Consider the following 17,463-nt stretch of genomic DNA (forward strand, 5'->3'; position numbering starts at 1 on the left):
GATTGTGAAGAGTTGAAACGAAGTAGGTTAGCTTTAATTTGATTTAAAGGGGATTTAATAATGACAAGGATTTGCAATCAATGCCAAACTGAAATGATAAAAGATTGTAAAGTAAATGTTGAATATGACTTGTCTGGAATTACGATTAGTCAAAAGCGTAAAGGACTTTTCAAAAATGTTTCTGCAAAGACTAAAGCAGCTGTATGTCCAAATTGTGGTAATGTTGCTTTCTATATTGATGATTACCAAATATTTAATAAATAATTACTTATTCAGCGTACGGGAGCTTTAACAGAATAGGTTTAATAATAAAAACTCTCAGAGGACTATAACTAAAGGGTTCACTTTAGAGGTGCATGACCTCGTTTTGCCTAAGCAAATGTCACTGAAATTGGCAACAAAAAACATAGAAAAGAGTGTTCATTTGAATAGAAATGGCACTCTTTTTTTACTTTGGCTGTTTGGTAAACTTTGTGTTATTCCGCTTTAGTGATTGAGGACAGTTTTACCGATTTCATGGCAAGATTTGTCCTCAAGAGCGAGTATATTGTACCCGTTTTGGTAATAGAAATGACATATAATTTGACACCAATTTTTCCTTGTACAATATTTAATGTCATTTGATATTGAACATCTATTGTATACTGTCAATTCTTCTTTTAATCAATCTAAACCCTTGATACGATAACAAAAATGGCATACGCCAATTCGTATGCCATTTCGTGCGTCAATTTGGCTTCGTGCACCCTTTAAGTGAACCCTTTAGGATTATAACTCTGAGTGTTTTTATTTGTTATTTGGTATGCGATTTCCACTGTGAATTAGGAGCTATTTGTAATGATTTTTCAGTTTTTCTCCACATTATCTGAACTACGTATCATAAGAGGTCTTCTTTTTTTAAGGAACATGCATGTTTTAGAATATAAAGTTTAAGCTAAATAAGTGGATAATATAGACTGCTTAGAAATAGGAGAGTAGTATGCATGATTGTAACCTTTTATTTTTTCATTAGCTGGGTGCTTGTGATGCTGTTTTTACATAATAGAATACAACAGCATGCCTCTGTTAAAGAAGTAACTCTACTGTTATTACTAAGCTGTCTTATTAATACTCATGCCTATGTTGGTTTGTTTGACACGTTTAAGTGGATGAAAACTACGACGGATACTCAGTTATTTATAGCAGTTCTTTTTTTTAAGAATCTTCTAGTTCCATTATTGATTTCCTGCTTCACCTTCCTAATTTATCGGAGCCCTTGGAATAAAAAGATAGTCTTATTTTTGCTATTTAGCTTGATAATCTTATCGCTTGATTTATTAAATGTATCCAAAGGAATGTACTCCTTTAAGCAATGGAATCATTTTAATACTTTTTTATACTTTACATTTTTTTTGTCGGTCCTATTATTTTCCTTGAAATGGTTCAGAGGTCTGGATTTGAGTTCAGGTGGTGAAAACAATGTCGTGGACTGAAACAGGATTTGGTTTAAATGATTACTGTGTTTTAGTAGGTGTTATCATCACGTGGGGTATTTATTTCTTTATTCCAAAAGTATTCACTAAACAGTTCAGGGTACTTATCTTTCTTTTCAGTTTAACAGTTGCGAGTATCATGGATAACTCTTTTGGAGTAACCCCATTTGATTATTATGATATTATGGATGGTCCCAAATATACGGGCATGGATCTCGTTGTCTATCTCCTTTATCCCCCTTACGGCTATTTTTTTCTCTACTTTTATAGAAAGCTCTGTTTAAGTGATATATATATTGTTTTCTATATATCCATTGCGACAATCATTTCAATTTGCTATGAATGGTTACTTCACAATGTTGGAGTGTTCCATTATAAGAATGGGTATCAAATCGTGTACTCTATATGTTTTTATTTATTTTTCCAAAGCATTCTTATTATCTATTATCGCTTAGTTGAATTTAAACATTAAAAAACCAGAAAAATTTCTGGTTTTTTAGTTTGATTTAATTTTTACCAAGGTAAGTTGTTAACTCTTTAATATTCTTTCCTTGGTAAACCACACCTGCTTGGTCAAAAAGTATATAAGCCGGTTCTGTTTCAATGTTAAGCTCTGGATATGCTTGCTGTGACATTTCAAGCTCAGGCAGACTCAAAATATTATTGACTTTTTCAGTGATTTTATTGTTTTTTTCAATCGGATTATCATTATCCCCGATGACTAAAAGCGAATATGTTTTATCACTTTCAGATAATAGATTTGGATAGGGGAAAGCAGCGATTGTTTCCGTATTTGTTACAGTTTTCTGCTGCGTCTTTTCGGATGTTGGCTTCGTTTCCTCTTTAAGTTCAGTGTTTTGACAACCGACTAATAGAGTCAGCCCTAAAACCATTGGCAAAGCGATTCTCTTCATTTGAAATCTTCCTTTTTTGTAATTGAATTCTTTTCTACACCATAGCACATAATTAGTCGCCTTGAACGGGCTGAATGTGGAGGATTCATGAAATGAAAAAGCAGGATAAATAGGGATTATTGTCAAATAAGTAATAAAATCAGTTCTTTTGAAGGAGTGGGGGCAATGCAACAAATTACTGCAGGAATTGATGCTGGTGGATCTTTAATCAAAATCGTTTATCAGGAAAATGGGAGAATGCATTTTAAGAAATTTTCAATAAACAAGCTGGATTCCGCTATTTCATGGTTAAAAATGGTAGCTCCCTCTTTAAAAGTTTCCATTACAGGCGGTAAAGCTCTTGGTATACAAAATTGTTATTTTCAAGACAGCGCGTTAATCCCTGAATTTCAAGCCACATGTGAGGGTGCACGTTTTTTACTAGCAAAAGAAAATAAGAGTATAGAAGAAACCTACTTGGTTGTAAATATCGGTACGGGAACATCATGGCATCTGGTAAGCGGGGAAAAAGCGGAGCGAATTCTTGGCAGTGGAATGGGCGGAGGTACATTCACGGGTCTAGGTTCTTTATTAACGCAAGTACAGGATTATCAACTGCTTACAGTTCTCGCGGAAGAAGGAAATAAAGGAAACGTGGATATGCTTGTAAAGGATATTTATGAAACAGCAGACAGCCCCATTCATGGTGATTTAACAGCTGCGAACTTTGCAAAGGGTAAAAAACTGGCCCATAAGGAAACAGACAGACTGGCCGCACTTTCCAATATGATTGCTGAAACCATTGTATTGTTAACCTCGCAGGCAGCAACTATTCATCGAGTAAAAAGTGTGGTTATCATAGGAACTGCAATTATTGGTAATCAATCATTAAAACATGGTCTAGAATACTATTTGAATATGTTAGGTTTAACTACGATGTTTTTGGAAAAGGGTGAATATTGCGGGGCGATTGGAGCATATTTAAGTGTCTAAGAATGTTCTCTTGAACTATGTGTTCTTTAAGGATAAAGTAAAAAGGAAGACCGAAAAAAGTAGGTGGCAACTTTGGAAAAACGATATTTTACAATTGGCATGGCTGGACATATCGATCATGGTAAAACTTCTTTGACGAAAGCCCTGACCAATGTCGATACTGATAGATTAAAGGAAGAAAAAGAACGACAAATCTCGATTGAACTTGGATTTGCTCCATTATATGAGGATCAGGGTATTCAAATTTCGGTTATTGACGTGCCGGGACATGAGCGCTTTATTCGTCAAATGATTGCTGGGGTCGCAGGAATTGATCTTGTAGTAATGGTTGTCGCAGCAGATGAAGGAGTCATGCCGCAAACGAGAGAGCATCTGGATATTCTAAAATTCTTAGGAGTGAAAAACGGGCTCGTTGCGATTTCTAAAATTGACAGGGTTGATGAAGAATTTATTGAGCTTGTAAAGGATGATATTTTAGAAGAATTAACAGGGAGTGTCTTTGAGGATGCCCCGTTTGTATTAGTGGACAGTCTTTCGAAAAAGGGCGTAGAAGAGTTAAAAGAGTTAATCATCAAAACGTTAAAAGAGCAGGAAATGAGAGATGCAAAAGGTGCGTTTCGTCTGCCGATTGACCAGGTGTTTACGGTAAAAGGTCAAGGGACGGTGGTTCGTGGAACGGTTTATGAAGGGACCGTGGAAGAGGGTCAAACACTTAAGATTATGCCGCAGGGACTTGAAGTTAAAGCAAGGCAAATTCAGGTTCATCATAAGCAAGCGCAAAAAGCATATGCTGGCCAGCGTACCGCTATTAATCTTTCGGGCGTTCCGAAAGAGGATTTGGAACGCGGTGATGTTTTGGTATCATCTGAACACTTTATTGTTACGAAAACAGTGGATGTAGCGATACGGGTAGTTGAAGATCTCGAACATATGGTGAAACAACGGATGCCGATTAAGCTTCATATTGGAACCACAGAGGTAATGGGACGGATTGTCTTTTTTGACAGGAACGAAATTAAAGAAGAAAACGGTGAAATACTTTGTCAGCTTCGCTTAGAGGAAGAAATCCTCACTAAGCGGGGTGACCGCTTTATTTTACGGCGTCCAAGTCCGCAAGAGACGATTGGCGGCGGCTGGGTCATCGACCCGAGAGGGAATAAATATCGTTTTGGAAATCAAACCATTGAAGAATTGGAAAAGAAAAAAGTTGGATCACCCAAGGAACGAATGACTGCTGCTATTTTTGAAGCTAAAAGCTTAACTTTAGGTGAATTAATAAAACGTACTGCACTTGATGAAGAAACCTTGAATGAGTTTTTAGTTGATGATGAATTTGTCTTATACAATGGTAAAGAATTTACACTCAAAATGTTAATTAATTCGATTGAAGAAGACATCTATGATCGTCTACAAGAATTCCATCAATTGTATTCCATGAAACTTGGCCTTAATAAGGCTGAACTTTTGCAGTCTATGCAAAAAAGATTCCCTAAACCGCTAATAGATTTTGTAGTTGAAAACGGGATTGCAAATGAAGTATTTAAGCGAAAAGAACAGTTTGTTTCATTGGCAAACTTTGTACCGCATGTACCGAAAAGCTGGCAAAAACGGGCTGAAAACATGTTAGGTGGATTAAAGAAGGATGGGCTAAAGGTTCGTTATTATAAAGACTATTTTTCTGATTCTGGTATTCCAGAGAATTTAGAGGCTGATTTAAGTCGTTATCTTGAAGAGCAGGAGTTAGTCATCCATTTAGACGAGCAATTTGCTTATCACGGTGATGTCTTTAAAGAGGCCGTTGAAAAACTGCGAAGTGGTACCGGACAAGAGTTTGAGGTAGGGGATGCCAAGGAAATTCTTGAACTTTCGCGTAAATATATGATTCCATTTTTAGAAAGATTAGATTCTAAAGGTCATACAAAACGAGTGGAAAATAAACGTGTTTGGCAAAAATAAGCAAGTAAAAACCTCAATCCAATATAGCGGATTGAGGTTTTACTTACTATGAAAGAAATTCGCCAGGATTTAATCCTAACTCGCGGCAAATATCGCTGACCATTTGCATTTCATTGTGGTCAAAATTACCGTCTGCATACCCAATGGCAATACAATAGCGAGCCACTAAACGGGCAATTTCTGGTTTTGATCTAATTTTTCCAAGTGCACGGAAGGCTTCTGCTCTTCCTATCATTCGATCAGCTTCTATTTTAGATACAAAGTAGTTAAATCTTTGAATGACTTTATTGCTATCAAAAACGCGCAATTCTTCGCTGGAATTAACAAATTCAATCATTTTCTGACGTTCAGTGGCATCCAAATATCCGTCTGCCATGGAAACCAGGGCACATGCCGCTACTACTGCCTCTAAAACATCCTGACTCTTGTAACGATTAAACAATTCCTGAGCTTTTCTTTTTGATTGATTGGCCCATTCAGTTAAGTCGGCTTGATTCGGCGACCATTTATTACCACAGCTGTTGCAAGTAAATTTTATTTGGTTTTTCCCAATAAAACCACCAAGCAATCCAACTGGCCCTAGAATTAACCCGCCGATCGCTGCTTTCCCCAAACCAAATCCCTTTTGCCCTGTTCGGACATTTGAAGAGTTACAGCGCGGACAATGAATATCATCCCCATATGTACGATGGTTGTTCGGTGATGATGTTTGAGTTGGATATCCAAAAGCTGGCTGCGAATAGGAAGATTCCGGTTGTAAATGAATTCGCTGAGGCTGTTGGTTTTGATGATATGGATTAGAACTGTATTGATTTTGATTAAATGAATTTTGGTTTTGATATTGGTTCTGATTGTTAAATTGATTTTGATTGTTATTAAATTGGTTCTGATTGTTGTTAAATAAATTTTGTTGAACTGGTGGTGCCTGTGATGACGAAGCTGCAGGTGCATCATCTACTGATACACCAAAATTGCGGCATAACGCAGCCAGTCCACCTTGAAAACCGCTGGCAATCGCATTAAATTTCCATTCTCCATTATGACGGTATAGTTCAGCCGCAACAATCGCTGTTTCAACAGTAAAATCTCTTCCAAGGTTAAAACGAAGTAGTTCCTCATTGGTTTGTTCATTAAAGATTCGTACGTATGAATTAGAGATTTGTCCAAAATTTTGCTGCTTCATTTGAGCATCATGAATCGTAATCGTAAAAGCAATACGATGAATGTGGCTGGGAACTCCCTGTAAATTGATACGGATTTGTTCGTCATCCCGTTCGCCAGCACCATTTCGGTTATCCCCGCTATAATTAATCGAGCCATTTCCGCCAGATGGATTATTATAAAAAATAAAATCCTGATCACTTTGAACCTTACCAGTTTGCCCTAATAAAAAGGTTGAGGCATCCAAATCAAAGTTAGAACCATTATGTGCAATATCCCATCCTAAACCCACGACAACATTTTGCAGACCAGGATGTGACTTTGTTAAATCAACTTTTTGTCCTTTACTAAGCGTAACTCCCAAATTTTCCACTCCTTATAAAGTTTATTATTCCTATATTCATTTATAAACCTAATTATGTAGAAGATTGAACTTACTTTCAATTATTTCATTTACTATAACTACGAGGTAAGTGATGATAAAGTTTCAAAATTAATATTTTTTCATTCCTTCTATTACAAATCCAACAAAGCGAACCTAAAATAGTTTTCTTCGGTAAGAACCATTTTGAAATAATATTTTAAAAATAAATTGAAAAAAGTAGAATAATAATTTATAATTTTAAGAAAATTAAGAATTTCAAATTAGGGGGTTGAATATGAAATTATACATATCTGTAGATATGGAAGGAATAACAGGTCTAGTTGATCACACCCATGTCGATTCCAACAAGCATAATTATGAACGGAGCCGAATCATCATGACAGATGAGGCAAACCATGTTGTAACGACTGCTTTTGAACAAGAGTGGAAGGAGGTAGTTGTAAACGACAGCCATTCCAAAATGAATAACTTGTTAATCGAAAGGCTGCATCCTGAAACACAACTTATTACAGGTGATGTGAAGCCTTTTTCCATGGTTCAGGGCTTGGATGAATCTTTTGATGGAGCCATCTTTGTTGGCTATCATGCCCGTGCTTCTTTAAAAGGAGTAATGTCCCATTCAATGATTTTTGGAGTCCGGAATATGTACATTAATGATGTGGCTGTTGGAGAATTAGGGTTTAATGCCTATGTTGCTGGGTATTATGATGTACCTGTCTTAATGGTAGCGGGTGATGATGGTGCCGCTAATGAGGCTGAAAAGCTTATTCCCAATGTCACAACAGCTGTAGTAAAAGAGTCTATTTCACGGTCTGCTGCAAAATCCTTAACACCTGCAAAAGCAGGACAACTTATTCGTGAAAAGGCAGCTTACGCATTAAGAAATAAAGGATCTGTAAAGCCGCTTATCCCGCCTGATTGTCCTTTGTTAGGAATTGAATTTGCTAACTATGGACAAGCAGAGTGGGCCAACCTAATGCCAGGAACAGAAATCGTACCTGGAACAACTATTGTCCGTTTTCAAGCCAAAAATATATTGGAAGCATATCAAGCAATGCTTGTCATGACTGAATTAGCGATGAGAACTACATTCTGTTAGGAAAGGACAAAGCATGAATACATATTTTATCAAACGATTTATAGCCATGATTATTACTCTTTGGCTTATCATAACAGGGACATTCTTCTTAATGCACTCGGTTCCGGGATCACCATTTAATGAAGAAAGAACAACGAACGAAGCAATTCAAAAAAACCTCGAAGCTTATTATCATCTAGACGAACCTCTCTTAGTCCAATATGGAAACTACTTATCCGCTCTACTGCACCTAGACCTTGGTCCATCTATCAAAAAATCATCACAGACTGTCAATGAAATGCTGGGAAGGGGATTTCCGGTTAGTTTTGAACTAGGATTTTATACACTATTCCTCGCGGTCATTTCTGGAATTACACTCGGGATTATTGCCGCCCTTCGTCATAATGGAGTGATCGATTATCTTTCGATGAGTATTGCTGTCCTTGGGATATCGATACCAAACTTTGTAATGGCAACATTTTTAATTGAACAACTAGCTGTTAATTTTCCTATTTTTCCGGTTGCAACCTGGACTAGCCCGAAACATATGGTACTGCCAATTTTAGCTTTGGCAACAGGTCCAATGGCGATTATTGCGAGGTTAACCCGTTCAAGTATGCTTGAGGTTCTAACACAGGATTATATAAGGACTGCAAAAGCAAAAGGATTATCACCCGTTAAAATTGTTTTTAAACATGCTTTAAGAAATGCTCTTCTCCCTGTAGTGACTGTCTTAGGTTCATTAGCAGCGAGTATTTTAACTGGGACGTTTGTAATTGAGAAAATTTTTGCAATTCCAGGGATGGGAAAATATTTTGTTGATAGTATCAATAACCGTGATTTTCCGGTCATAATGGGTACCACCGTTTTTTATAGTGCGATTTTGATTCTCATGCTTTTTTTAGTCGATCTTGCATACGGAGTATTGGACCCTAGAATCAAGCTCCACAAAAAGGAGGCGAAGTAAATGGAACTGCGTAAACAGGAAGAACAGAATATTTCGCCTGGTATTCCTGATGAATGGTTTGTCCCTAAGGTACAAAATCAATCAGAAGCAGAAGCTGTCGTAAGACCTAGCTTGTCGTATTGGAAAGATTCGTGGTACCGGCTTTTAAAAAATAAACTGGCAATGGCTGGGATGGCGTTTTTGATCTTGGTAGCTATATTCGCCATTTTTGGACCCATTATTTCACCTCACTCGGTTGAAACACAAAAGTTAACCTCTCAAAATCTGCCGCCATCCAGTGAATATTGGTTTGGGACAGATGATTTAGGAAGAGATGTATTTACACGAACAGCATACGGTGCCCGTATATCTCTATTTGTTGGTTTAGTTGCCGCCCTTATTGACTTTATTATTGGTGTTGTTTATGGAGGGATTGCTGGTTACAAAGGAGGAAAAACCGATAATCTCATGATGAGGTTCGTGGAGATTTTGTATGGTCTTCCTTATTTACTAGTTGTTATTTTAGTCATGGTAGTGATTGGTCCAGGGTTAACAACGATCATCCTAGCGCTGTCGATTACCGGATGGGTTGGTATGGCGAGACTTGTCCGCGGACAAGTCTTACAAATTAAAAACTATGAATTTGTATTGGCATCCAAAACATTTGGAACGAAAACAGGAAGGATTATTCGCAAGAATCTTTTACCAAATACAATGGGACCAATCATTGTCCAAATGACTCTTACGATTCCATCAGCTATTTTTGCAGAAGCGTTTTTAAGTTTTATCGGCCTTGGAATTCAAGCACCGCATGCAAGCTGGGGAGTCATGGCCAATGATGGTTTGTCTACGATTCTATCAGGATACTGGTGGCGATTGTTTTTTCCAACTCTATTTATATCATTAACTATGTTTGCATTTAATGTTTTGGGTGATGGGCTGCAGGATGCTCTTGATCCGAAACTGAGGAGGTAACATCATGGAAAAAATTCTCCAGGTTAAGGACCTTCAAGTATCCTTTTCCACGTACGGCGGTGAGGTCCAGGCGGTTCGCGGGGTCAGTTTTGATTTACATAAGGGCGAAACGCTCGCCATTGTCGGCGAATCCGGTTGCGGGAAAAGTGTAACCTCTCAAAGTATTATGAGACTGATTCCTGATCCACCAGGGAAAATCATTGGCGGAGAAATCCTTTTTAATAATATGGATGTAATCAAGTTAAAAGAACCTGATCTGCGGAAAATTCGCGGTGCGAGTATATCCATGATTTTTCAGGATCCCATGACCGCTTTAAATCCCACACTTACCATTGGTGAACAAATTATGGAAGGAATCATGGAGCATGAAAAGATATCAAGGGCAGCGGCCAAAAAGGCTGCGGTTGAAATGCTCCAGCTTGTTGGTATTCCGAGCCCTGAAGCACGTTTAAAACAGTACCCTCATCAGTTTAGCGGCGGGATGCGCCAGCGGATTGTGATAGCGATGGCACTAGTGTGCAGTCCTGACGTGTTAATTGCAGATGAACCGACTACGGCTCTAGATGTAACTATACAGGCACAAATCCTGGAATTGTTCCGTGATATACAGAAAAAAACAGGTGTTTCAATTATTTTAATTACGCATGATTTGGGGGTAGTGGCCCAAGTTGCCGATCGAGTGGCAGTTATGTATGCCGGTAAAATTGTGGAAATAGGAAGCAGAAGGGAAATCTTCTATCGACCTCAGCACCCTTACACCATTGGACTGCTTCAATCTGTGCCACGATTAGATATTGAAAAGGCTGAGCTGGTGCCGATCCCAGGAACACCGCCTGACTTATTTTCACCACCTGCAGGCTGTGCCTTTGCTGCACGCTGTAGGTATTCAATGGAAGTGTGTGAACGAGTGTATCCGGTTAGATCCTCGCTAAGCAACAACCACCATGTGGATTGCTGGCTGCAGGACGAACGAGCCAATAAATTGGTTTCAAGGTTTGTAAAAATATAAAACTATTATTTAGGGGGAAGAAGATGAAGAAGTTTATTACGATGATGGTCTCTTTTATGTTGTTATTTGCTTTAGCCGCATGTACAGCAAATAGTGATTCTGGAAGCGAGCCAAAGGATGACGGAAATAGTGATTCTAAGGAAAAAACGGAAAAGGTCCTCTATCTAAATAACGGACAAGAGCCTACATCATTTGACCCGCCTATCGGTTTTGATGCGGTATCGTGGAATGCGTTAAATAATATCATGGAAGGATTAACCCGTTTAGATGAAAATCATCAGCCAAAAGCTGCAACTGCTGAAAAATGGGATGTATCAGAGGATGGCAAAACCTATACCTTCCACATCCGTGAAGATGCAAAATGGTCTAATGGTGATGATTTAACAGCAGATGACTTTGTATTTTCCTGGAAACGGCTATTAGATCCAAAGACAGGTTCTGGAGCAGCATTTTTAGGATATTTTATTGAGGGTGGAGAAGCCTTTAATACAGAAAAAGGAACAGCTGAAGATGTAAAAATAAAAGCAGTAGATTCGAAAACATTTGAAGTTACATTAACAAGTCCGCAGGCTTATTTCTTAAGTGTTATTGCAAATCCAGCGTTTTTCCCAATCAACGAAAAAGTAGCAACTGAGAATCCAGAATGGTTTTCTGAAGCAGATTCTTTCGTTGGTAACGGTCCATTTGCATTATCAGAATGGAACCATGACAGTGATTTCACAATGGTAAAGAACGACAAATACTGGGATGCCAAAAATGTTAAATTAGATAAAATCCATTGGGCTATGGTTGATGATACCAATACGGAATATCAAATGTTCAAGACTGGTGAACTTGATACCTCTGACGTTCCCGCGGATTTAGCAGAATCATTGTTTAAAGAAGGCGATGTCAAAGTAGAGGACCAAGCAGGTGAGTATTTCTATCGCTTTAATGTAACAATGGAACCTTTCCAGAATGTTAATATCCGTAAAGCATTTGCGATGGCTGTTGACCAAAAGCAAATTGTAGATTTAGTTACCAAAAATAAAGAAAAGCCCGCATATGGTTTTGTTTCATATGGCTTTACGGATGCAGCAGGCAAAGACTTCCGTGAAACAAATGGTGACTTACTTAAAACGAATGTAGAACAAGCGAAGGAGCTATTGAAAAAGGGAATGGAAGAGGAAGGCTATTCAACTCTTCCTGAAGTAACATTGACTTATAACACTCTTGATTCACACAAGAAAATTGCCGAAGCCCTTCAGCAAATGTTTAAGGAAAATTTAGGTGTTGACGTAAAACTTGCCAATATGGAATCGAATGTATTTGCAACAGAACAAAAAGCATTAAAATTCCAGCTGTCACGCAGTTCATTCCTTGCAGACTATGCAGATCCAATTAACTTTGTGGAAAACTTCCAAACTGGACATTCTATGAACCGTACAGGCTGGAGCAATGCAGAATTTGACCAATTGGTGAAGGATGCGAAAAATGAATCAGATGAAAAGAAACGATTTGACTTTATGTATAAAGCCGAAAAGATTCTCTTTGAAGAAGCACCAATCATTCCAATCCACTTCTATAACCAAGTATATTTACAGAATGAAAGTGTGACAGGAATTGTCCGTCATCCAGTTGGATACTTAGAATTAAAGTCCGCGGATAAAAAGTAAATCAAGGAAAGGGATGTTCGCAGAACATCCCTTTTGTCCTAAAATTGTAGACTAACAAAAGGTGAGAAAGGGTGATTTGATGAGTTTACTTAAACCAAACCGTCTGCACACAGGGGATACCGTTGGAGTAATTGCTCCAGCTAGCCCGCCAAATCAAAAATATCTCGAAAAAGGAATAGAGTTTTTAAAAGGATTAGGATTACGGGTAAAGGTTGGTAAGAGTGTTGAAAAAATCTATGGCTATTTAGCAGGAATCGATGAAGAAAGGTTAGATGATATACATGCTATGTTTCTCGATTCTGAAGTAAAGGCAATTTTTTGTGCATGTGGCGGCTATGGAACGGGGAGGCTGGCAGCAAATATTGATTACGAAATAATAAGAGCAAACCCGAAGATTTTTTGGGGTTATAGTGATATTACTTTTTTACATACTGCTATTAGGCAAGAAACAGGTCTGATTACTTTTCATGGCCCCATGCTGGGGTCGGATATTGGAAAGGAGGACACTTATACATATTCAAAACAAGGTTTTCAGCAATTATTTAAGCCAACTGATGTAAGTTATACAGAGCGCTTTTCTCCTTTAGAGACATTGGTGGAGGGTGTTGCTAGTGGTGAACTTGTTGGCGGAAATTTATCCCTTTTAGTCAGCACCCTCGGAACTCCATTTGAAATTGATACGACCGGTAAGATTTTATTTATTGAAGATGTGAATGAAGAACCAAGATCAGTAGATCGGATGCTGAATCAACTTAAAATGGCTGGGAAACTAGATGAGGTAGTTGGGATCGTTATTGGAGATTTTTGTGATTGTACATCAAAAAGGGAACTGTCTTTAACTCTTGAAGAAGTTATTAACCATTATGTTTTGTCAGCCAATAAACCGTCTTTAAAAGGGTTCATGATCGGACATTGTAATCCTCATATATCCCTTCCATTGGGAGTAAAAGCGGACTTAAATACGAGTAATAGAAGTTTAATCGTTGAAAGCGGCATCTTTTAAAGGGGGAAAATCATGATTATTAAGGATATTGAAACATTTCGAGTAGCCGTTCCACTCATCAAACCTTTTAAAACAGCATTAAGAACGGTTACAACAGCAGAAGCGATTTTTGTAAGAGTGACGTGTGATAATGGAATTACTGGTTGGGGCGAAGCACCTCCAACTGTGGTTATTACTGGTGATAGTCTGTTAAGTATTGAATCAGCGATTCTCCAGGTAATTAAACCATTTCTTGAAAATAAAAGTCTTCTAAACTATGAATTAATTTTTCAAGGATTAAAGACTATTATGGTAGGAAACTCTAGTGCGAAAGCTGCAATTGATATGGCCTTGTATGATTGTATATCCCAATTTTGTAAACTTCCGCTATACCAGTTCCTTGGTGGGCACAAGAAATTGCTAGAGACTGATTTTACCGTTAGTGTGAATGGTCCTGAAGAAATGGGTGACGATGCTGTATCTTATATTCAAAAAGGCTTTAATGTATTAAAGGTTAAGGTTGGGAAAGACGATGTCACCAAGGATTTAGAACGAATCAAGGAGATTAGAAAAAGAGTGGGCAATACCATAAAAATTCGGTTGGATGCCAATCAAGGCTGGACCGCAAAAGATGCGATTACAACTATTCGTAAAATGGAGGATATTGATTTACGAATAGAATTAGTGGAACAGCCAGTGAATGCGGACGATCTAGAGGGGCTAAAACAAGTTACCGATTCTGTTGATACGCTGATTATGGCAGATGAAAGTGTTTTTACACCTAAGCAGGCATTTCAAGTTTTAAAGACAAGAAGCGCTGATTTAATTAATATTAAGCTGATGAAAGCGGGCGGAATCTATCAAGCTCAGATTATCAATCAGCTCGCTGAAACATGTGGAGTAGAGTGCATGGTTGGAAGCATGATTGAAACTAGACTTGGTATCACGGCAGCAGCACATTTTGCGGCTAGCAAACAAAATATTACTCGATTCGATTTTGATGCACCACTTATGCTGGTGAAGGATATTGTTGAAGGAGGTATTCATTATCAAAATAGATTTATCACACTTCCAGATTGTCCTGGCCTCGGAATTAAGCATGTAACGATAGAAGGAGGGGTTACGGTTGGATAAACGACTTGTAAATGTCCCAGTAGCAACTGTGTGGACATCGTATAACTCTGCAAGAGAATTAGATGTGCCAGCAGTCAGTAATCCGGTCGACATCGATCGATGGTTAGAAGGGTTAACATTTGAAACAAGACTTGGGTTGTGCGAGCAAAACCTTGTACAAACTCAGCTTTTATATGGCGAAGAAGTCATCGTAATCGAAGAGAAAGAGAATTGGTCGCATATTATTATTCCGGATCAGCCGACATCGAAAAATATTAAGGGCTACCCTGGCTGGGTTCCGTCATCTCAATTGGTGAAATATCCATTGGACTGGAATATTAATAAAGGTCCAGTTGTTATTATCACGAATCCTAAAACATTTTTAGAAGAATCAAATATTGAACTCTCTTATCAAACCATTCTACCTTTATTAAAAGAAGGTGAAGGAAAGGTTCTAGTAAAAACTCCTGATGGGACAGATTTGCTGAATTCAGACCATGTTACCATTTATGAATCGCTGGCAAATCGCTATAAGGGAAATGGAACTAACATTGTTGCCGATGGAGAAAGATTTCTTAATCTTCCATACTTATGGGGCGGAATGAGCAGCTACGGATATGATTGCTCAGGTTTCAGCTATTCCATGTGTAAAGCAAATGGGTATATCATCCCCCGCGATGCACACGACCAGGCAAATGCAGGAGAAGAAGTCAGTACAGAAGAAATAAAACCAGGTGATTTGCTATTTTTTGCCTATGAAGAAGGAAAGGGCAGGATTCATCATGTTGGAATTTATTATGGTGACGGAAAATTACTCCATTCTCCTAATACAGGAAAAACGGTTGAAATTATTTCATTAGCTGGAACAATCTATGAACAAGAGCTTTGTGCAGCAAGGCGATATTGGGTTGAATCGGAGGCATAGTATGGTGAAATTATTACAAGTAAACAATTTAAAGAAACATTTTCATTTAGGAAAAAATGAAATCTTAAAAGCAGTGGATGGTGTTTCTTTTCATATCAATAAAGGGGAAACCTTTGGAATTGTTGGCGAATCAGGTTGTGGGAAGTCTACAGCTGGAAGAACCATTATCGGACTCTATAACCAAACCGAAGGTGAAGTTATTTTTAATGGAAAAAACATTCATACTTTAAAGTCTAAGGAAAGACATACCTTTCACAGACAAATGCAGATGATCTTTCAAGATCCTTATGCATCCTTAAATCCAAGATCAACAGTAGCTGAAATAATATCCGAGCCCATGGAAGTTCATGGCATATATCCGAATAAACAAGAGCGGTTAAAACGAGTTTTTCAATTACTAGAGGATGTTGGGTTAAATCGCAACCATGCCAATCGCTATCCGCATGAATTCAGCGGCGGGCAGCGTCAAAGGATTGGCATCGCCCGTGCTCTAGCATTAGATCCGGAGTTTATTATCGCTGATGAGCCGATTTCTGCACTTGATGTATCTGTACAAGCACAAGTGGTGAATTTGTTAAAACGCCTTCAGAAAGAAAAAGGGTTAACCTATCTATTTATCGCTCATGATCTCTCGATGGTGAAACAAATTAGTGACCGAATTGGGGTTATGTATTTAGGACAATTAGTTGAATTGACAGAAAGCAGTGAGTTATATAAAAAACCTCTGCATCCATACACACAGGCGCTGCTGTCTGCGATTCCGATTCCAGATCCTGACATTGAAGATCAGCGTGAACGGATAATTTTAAAAGGAGAGCTGCCAAGCCCAATCAATCCACCAAGCGGCTGCGTCTTCCGAACTCGCTGCCCGATGGCGATGGAAGTTTGCTCCTCTGAAAAACCAAGCTGGAGGGAAGTTGAAGCAAGCCATTTCGTCGCGTGTCATTTATATGATAAAAACAAAACAGGTGACCATGATTATTCACAGGTTGCGGTTACTAGGTAGACTATGGAAATATTAAAAGAGAAAATTCGTGAAGAACTCTATGGATTCGATGGGCGGATCGGCTTAGCAATAGAAATAGAAGACGCAGGAAATTTCTATATCGATAGTGAAGAGGTGTTTCGTTCGGCAAGTTTAATAAAAATTCCCATTTTACTAGCAGGGCTTGGGAGGCATAAGATAGGCGAACTCGACGTAGAACAACTGATTCCCATTTCAAAGGAAAATAGAGCAGGCGGATCAGGAATTTTATATGCACTATCTGATCAGTTATCATTGACAGTAAAAGACTTAATGACCTTGATGATTATCGTTTCAGATAACACAGCGACCAATATTCTGATTGATTTATTGGGGATGGATAAAATCAATGCTTTTATAAAAGAAATCGGATTTGAACACACTAAGTTAAACAGAAAAATGATGGATTTTGCTGCAATTGAAAAAGGAATCGACAACTTTACAAATTCGAGAGAAATGATTCATTCCCTTAAATTGTTGAATGAAATAAACGATGTTATTGGAATCACAGGACCTCCAATTGCGTATCATGCATTAAGACATCAGCAATTTAGAGATAAGCTCCCTGCAATGGTGAACCTAGAAAAGATAACTGTAGTAAATAAAACCGGGGAACTTCCGAGTGTTGAGCACGATTGTGCTATATTTGAATATCAAGGCAGAAAAGGCTATATTGCTGTTTTGACGGACAGTGTCATCGATCAAAATGAAGCAAAACAAATCATAAGGAACATTGGAAAACATATTTCTGATTTTTTCATTCGAACACACAAAAATTTGCTGGAATAGTTAGTAATGATACTGATTTGGGTACATCCCGAGTCAGTTTTTTAATAAAAGAAATGTTTTACCCCGTATCTTTTTTCCATTTTGAAACGTTTATAGGGTAGAGAGTG

General features: G+C 38.1%; 16 protein-coding genes. 14 read left to right on the plus strand and 2 right to left on the minus strand.

From position 1 onward, the window contains the following. Positions 1-60: 60 nt before the first annotated feature. Positions 61-264 (plus strand): nucleic acid-binding protein, encoded by a 204-nt coding sequence (locus tag CHI06_RS11535; RefSeq protein ID WP_095248699.1) that lies wholly within the window; start codon positions 61-63, stop codon positions 262-264. A 1,194-nt stretch (positions 265-1,458) separates the two neighbouring features. Next, positions 1,459-1,944, plus strand: a complete 486-nt coding sequence (locus CHI06_RS11545) for a hypothetical protein (RefSeq protein WP_095248701.1) — start codon at positions 1,459-1,461, stop codon at positions 1,942-1,944. 34 nt (positions 1,945-1,978) lie between these two features. On the opposite strand, the gene CHI06_RS11550 is transcribed toward CHI06_RS11545, so the two are convergent. Continuing rightward, on the minus strand, positions 1,979-2,386 hold the full coding sequence (locus CHI06_RS11550; RefSeq protein WP_095248702.1) for a hypothetical protein: 408 nt from the start codon (positions 2,384-2,386) through the stop codon (positions 1,979-1,981). Between the two features lie 165 nt (positions 2,387-2,551). Here CHI06_RS11550 and coaW point away from each other — a divergent pair, with 165 nt between their 5' ends. Next, entirely contained in the window at positions 2,552-3,358 is an 807-nt protein-coding gene (gene coaW, locus CHI06_RS11555) for a type II pantothenate kinase (protein WP_095248703.1), read from the plus strand. 99 nt (positions 3,359-3,457) lie between these two features. After that, a complete protein-coding gene (selB, locus tag CHI06_RS11560) occupies positions 3,458-5,314 on the plus strand; it encodes a selenocysteine-specific translation elongation factor (protein WP_257009253.1) in 1,857 nt (618 codons plus the stop codon). 46 nt (positions 5,315-5,360) lie between these two features. Here selB and CHI06_RS11565 read toward each other — a convergent pair whose 3' ends face one another. Next, positions 5,361-6,839: a TerD family protein gene (locus CHI06_RS11565; protein WP_095248705.1), complete on the minus strand. Its 1,479-nt coding sequence runs from the start codon at positions 6,837-6,839 to the stop codon at positions 5,361-5,363. Between the two features lie 295 nt (positions 6,840-7,134). On the opposite strand from CHI06_RS11565, the gene CHI06_RS11570 reads away from it, so the two are divergent. From CHI06_RS11570 to CHI06_RS11615, 10 genes are all read left to right on the plus strand, one after another. Further along, entirely contained in the window at positions 7,135-7,959 is an 825-nt protein-coding gene (locus tag CHI06_RS11570; protein WP_095248706.1) for a M55 family metallopeptidase, read from the plus strand. A 13-nt stretch (positions 7,960-7,972) separates the two neighbouring features. Continuing rightward, on the plus strand, positions 7,973-8,905 hold the full coding sequence (locus CHI06_RS11575; RefSeq protein ID WP_095248707.1) for an ABC transporter permease: 933 nt from the start codon (positions 7,973-7,975) through the stop codon (positions 8,903-8,905). Continuing rightward, on the plus strand, positions 8,906-9,859 hold the full coding sequence (locus tag CHI06_RS11580) for an ABC transporter permease (RefSeq protein ID WP_095248708.1): 954 nt from the start codon (positions 8,906-8,908) through the stop codon (positions 9,857-9,859). Between the two features lie 4 nt (positions 9,860-9,863). Next, positions 9,864-10,868: an ABC transporter ATP-binding protein gene (locus CHI06_RS11585; RefSeq protein ID WP_095248709.1), complete on the plus strand. Its 1,005-nt coding sequence runs from the start codon at positions 9,864-9,866 to the stop codon at positions 10,866-10,868. 23 nt (positions 10,869-10,891) lie between these two features. Continuing rightward, positions 10,892-12,523: a peptide ABC transporter substrate-binding protein gene (locus CHI06_RS11590; protein ID WP_095248710.1), complete on the plus strand. Its 1,632-nt coding sequence runs from the start codon at positions 10,892-10,894 to the stop codon at positions 12,521-12,523. Positions 12,524-12,602: 79 nt separating this feature from the next. Further along, positions 12,603-13,526: a S66 peptidase family protein gene (locus CHI06_RS11595; RefSeq protein ID WP_095248711.1), complete on the plus strand. Its 924-nt coding sequence runs from the start codon at positions 12,603-12,605 to the stop codon at positions 13,524-13,526. A gap of 12 nt (positions 13,527-13,538) precedes the next feature. Further along, positions 13,539-14,639 (plus strand): mandelate racemase/muconate lactonizing enzyme family protein, encoded by a 1,101-nt coding sequence (locus tag CHI06_RS11600; protein WP_095248712.1) that lies wholly within the window; start codon positions 13,539-13,541, stop codon positions 14,637-14,639. Continuing rightward, the gene (locus tag CHI06_RS11605; protein ID WP_095248713.1) at positions 14,632-15,543 is read left to right on the plus strand and encodes a C40 family peptidase; all 912 of its coding nucleotides are present in this window, start codon (positions 14,632-14,634) and stop codon (positions 15,541-15,543) included. Before CHI06_RS11600 ends, CHI06_RS11605 begins: the two co-directional genes overlap by 8 nt. Before the next feature lies 1 nt (position 15,544). Continuing rightward, on the plus strand, positions 15,545-16,549 hold the full coding sequence (locus CHI06_RS11610) for an ABC transporter ATP-binding protein (RefSeq protein ID WP_095248714.1): 1,005 nt from the start codon (positions 15,545-15,547) through the stop codon (positions 16,547-16,549). A gap of 3 nt (positions 16,550-16,552) precedes the next feature. Then, positions 16,553-17,356, plus strand: coding sequence for a serine hydrolase (locus CHI06_RS11615; RefSeq protein ID WP_095248715.1), 804 nt, complete (start codon positions 16,553-16,555; stop codon positions 17,354-17,356). Positions 17,357-17,463 lie beyond the last annotated feature (107 nt).

Origin of the sequence: Bacillus sp. 7884-1 (assembly GCF_002272245.1) — a bacterium.
Classification (GTDB): Bacteria; Bacillota; Bacilli; order Bacillales; family Cytobacillaceae; genus Neobacillus.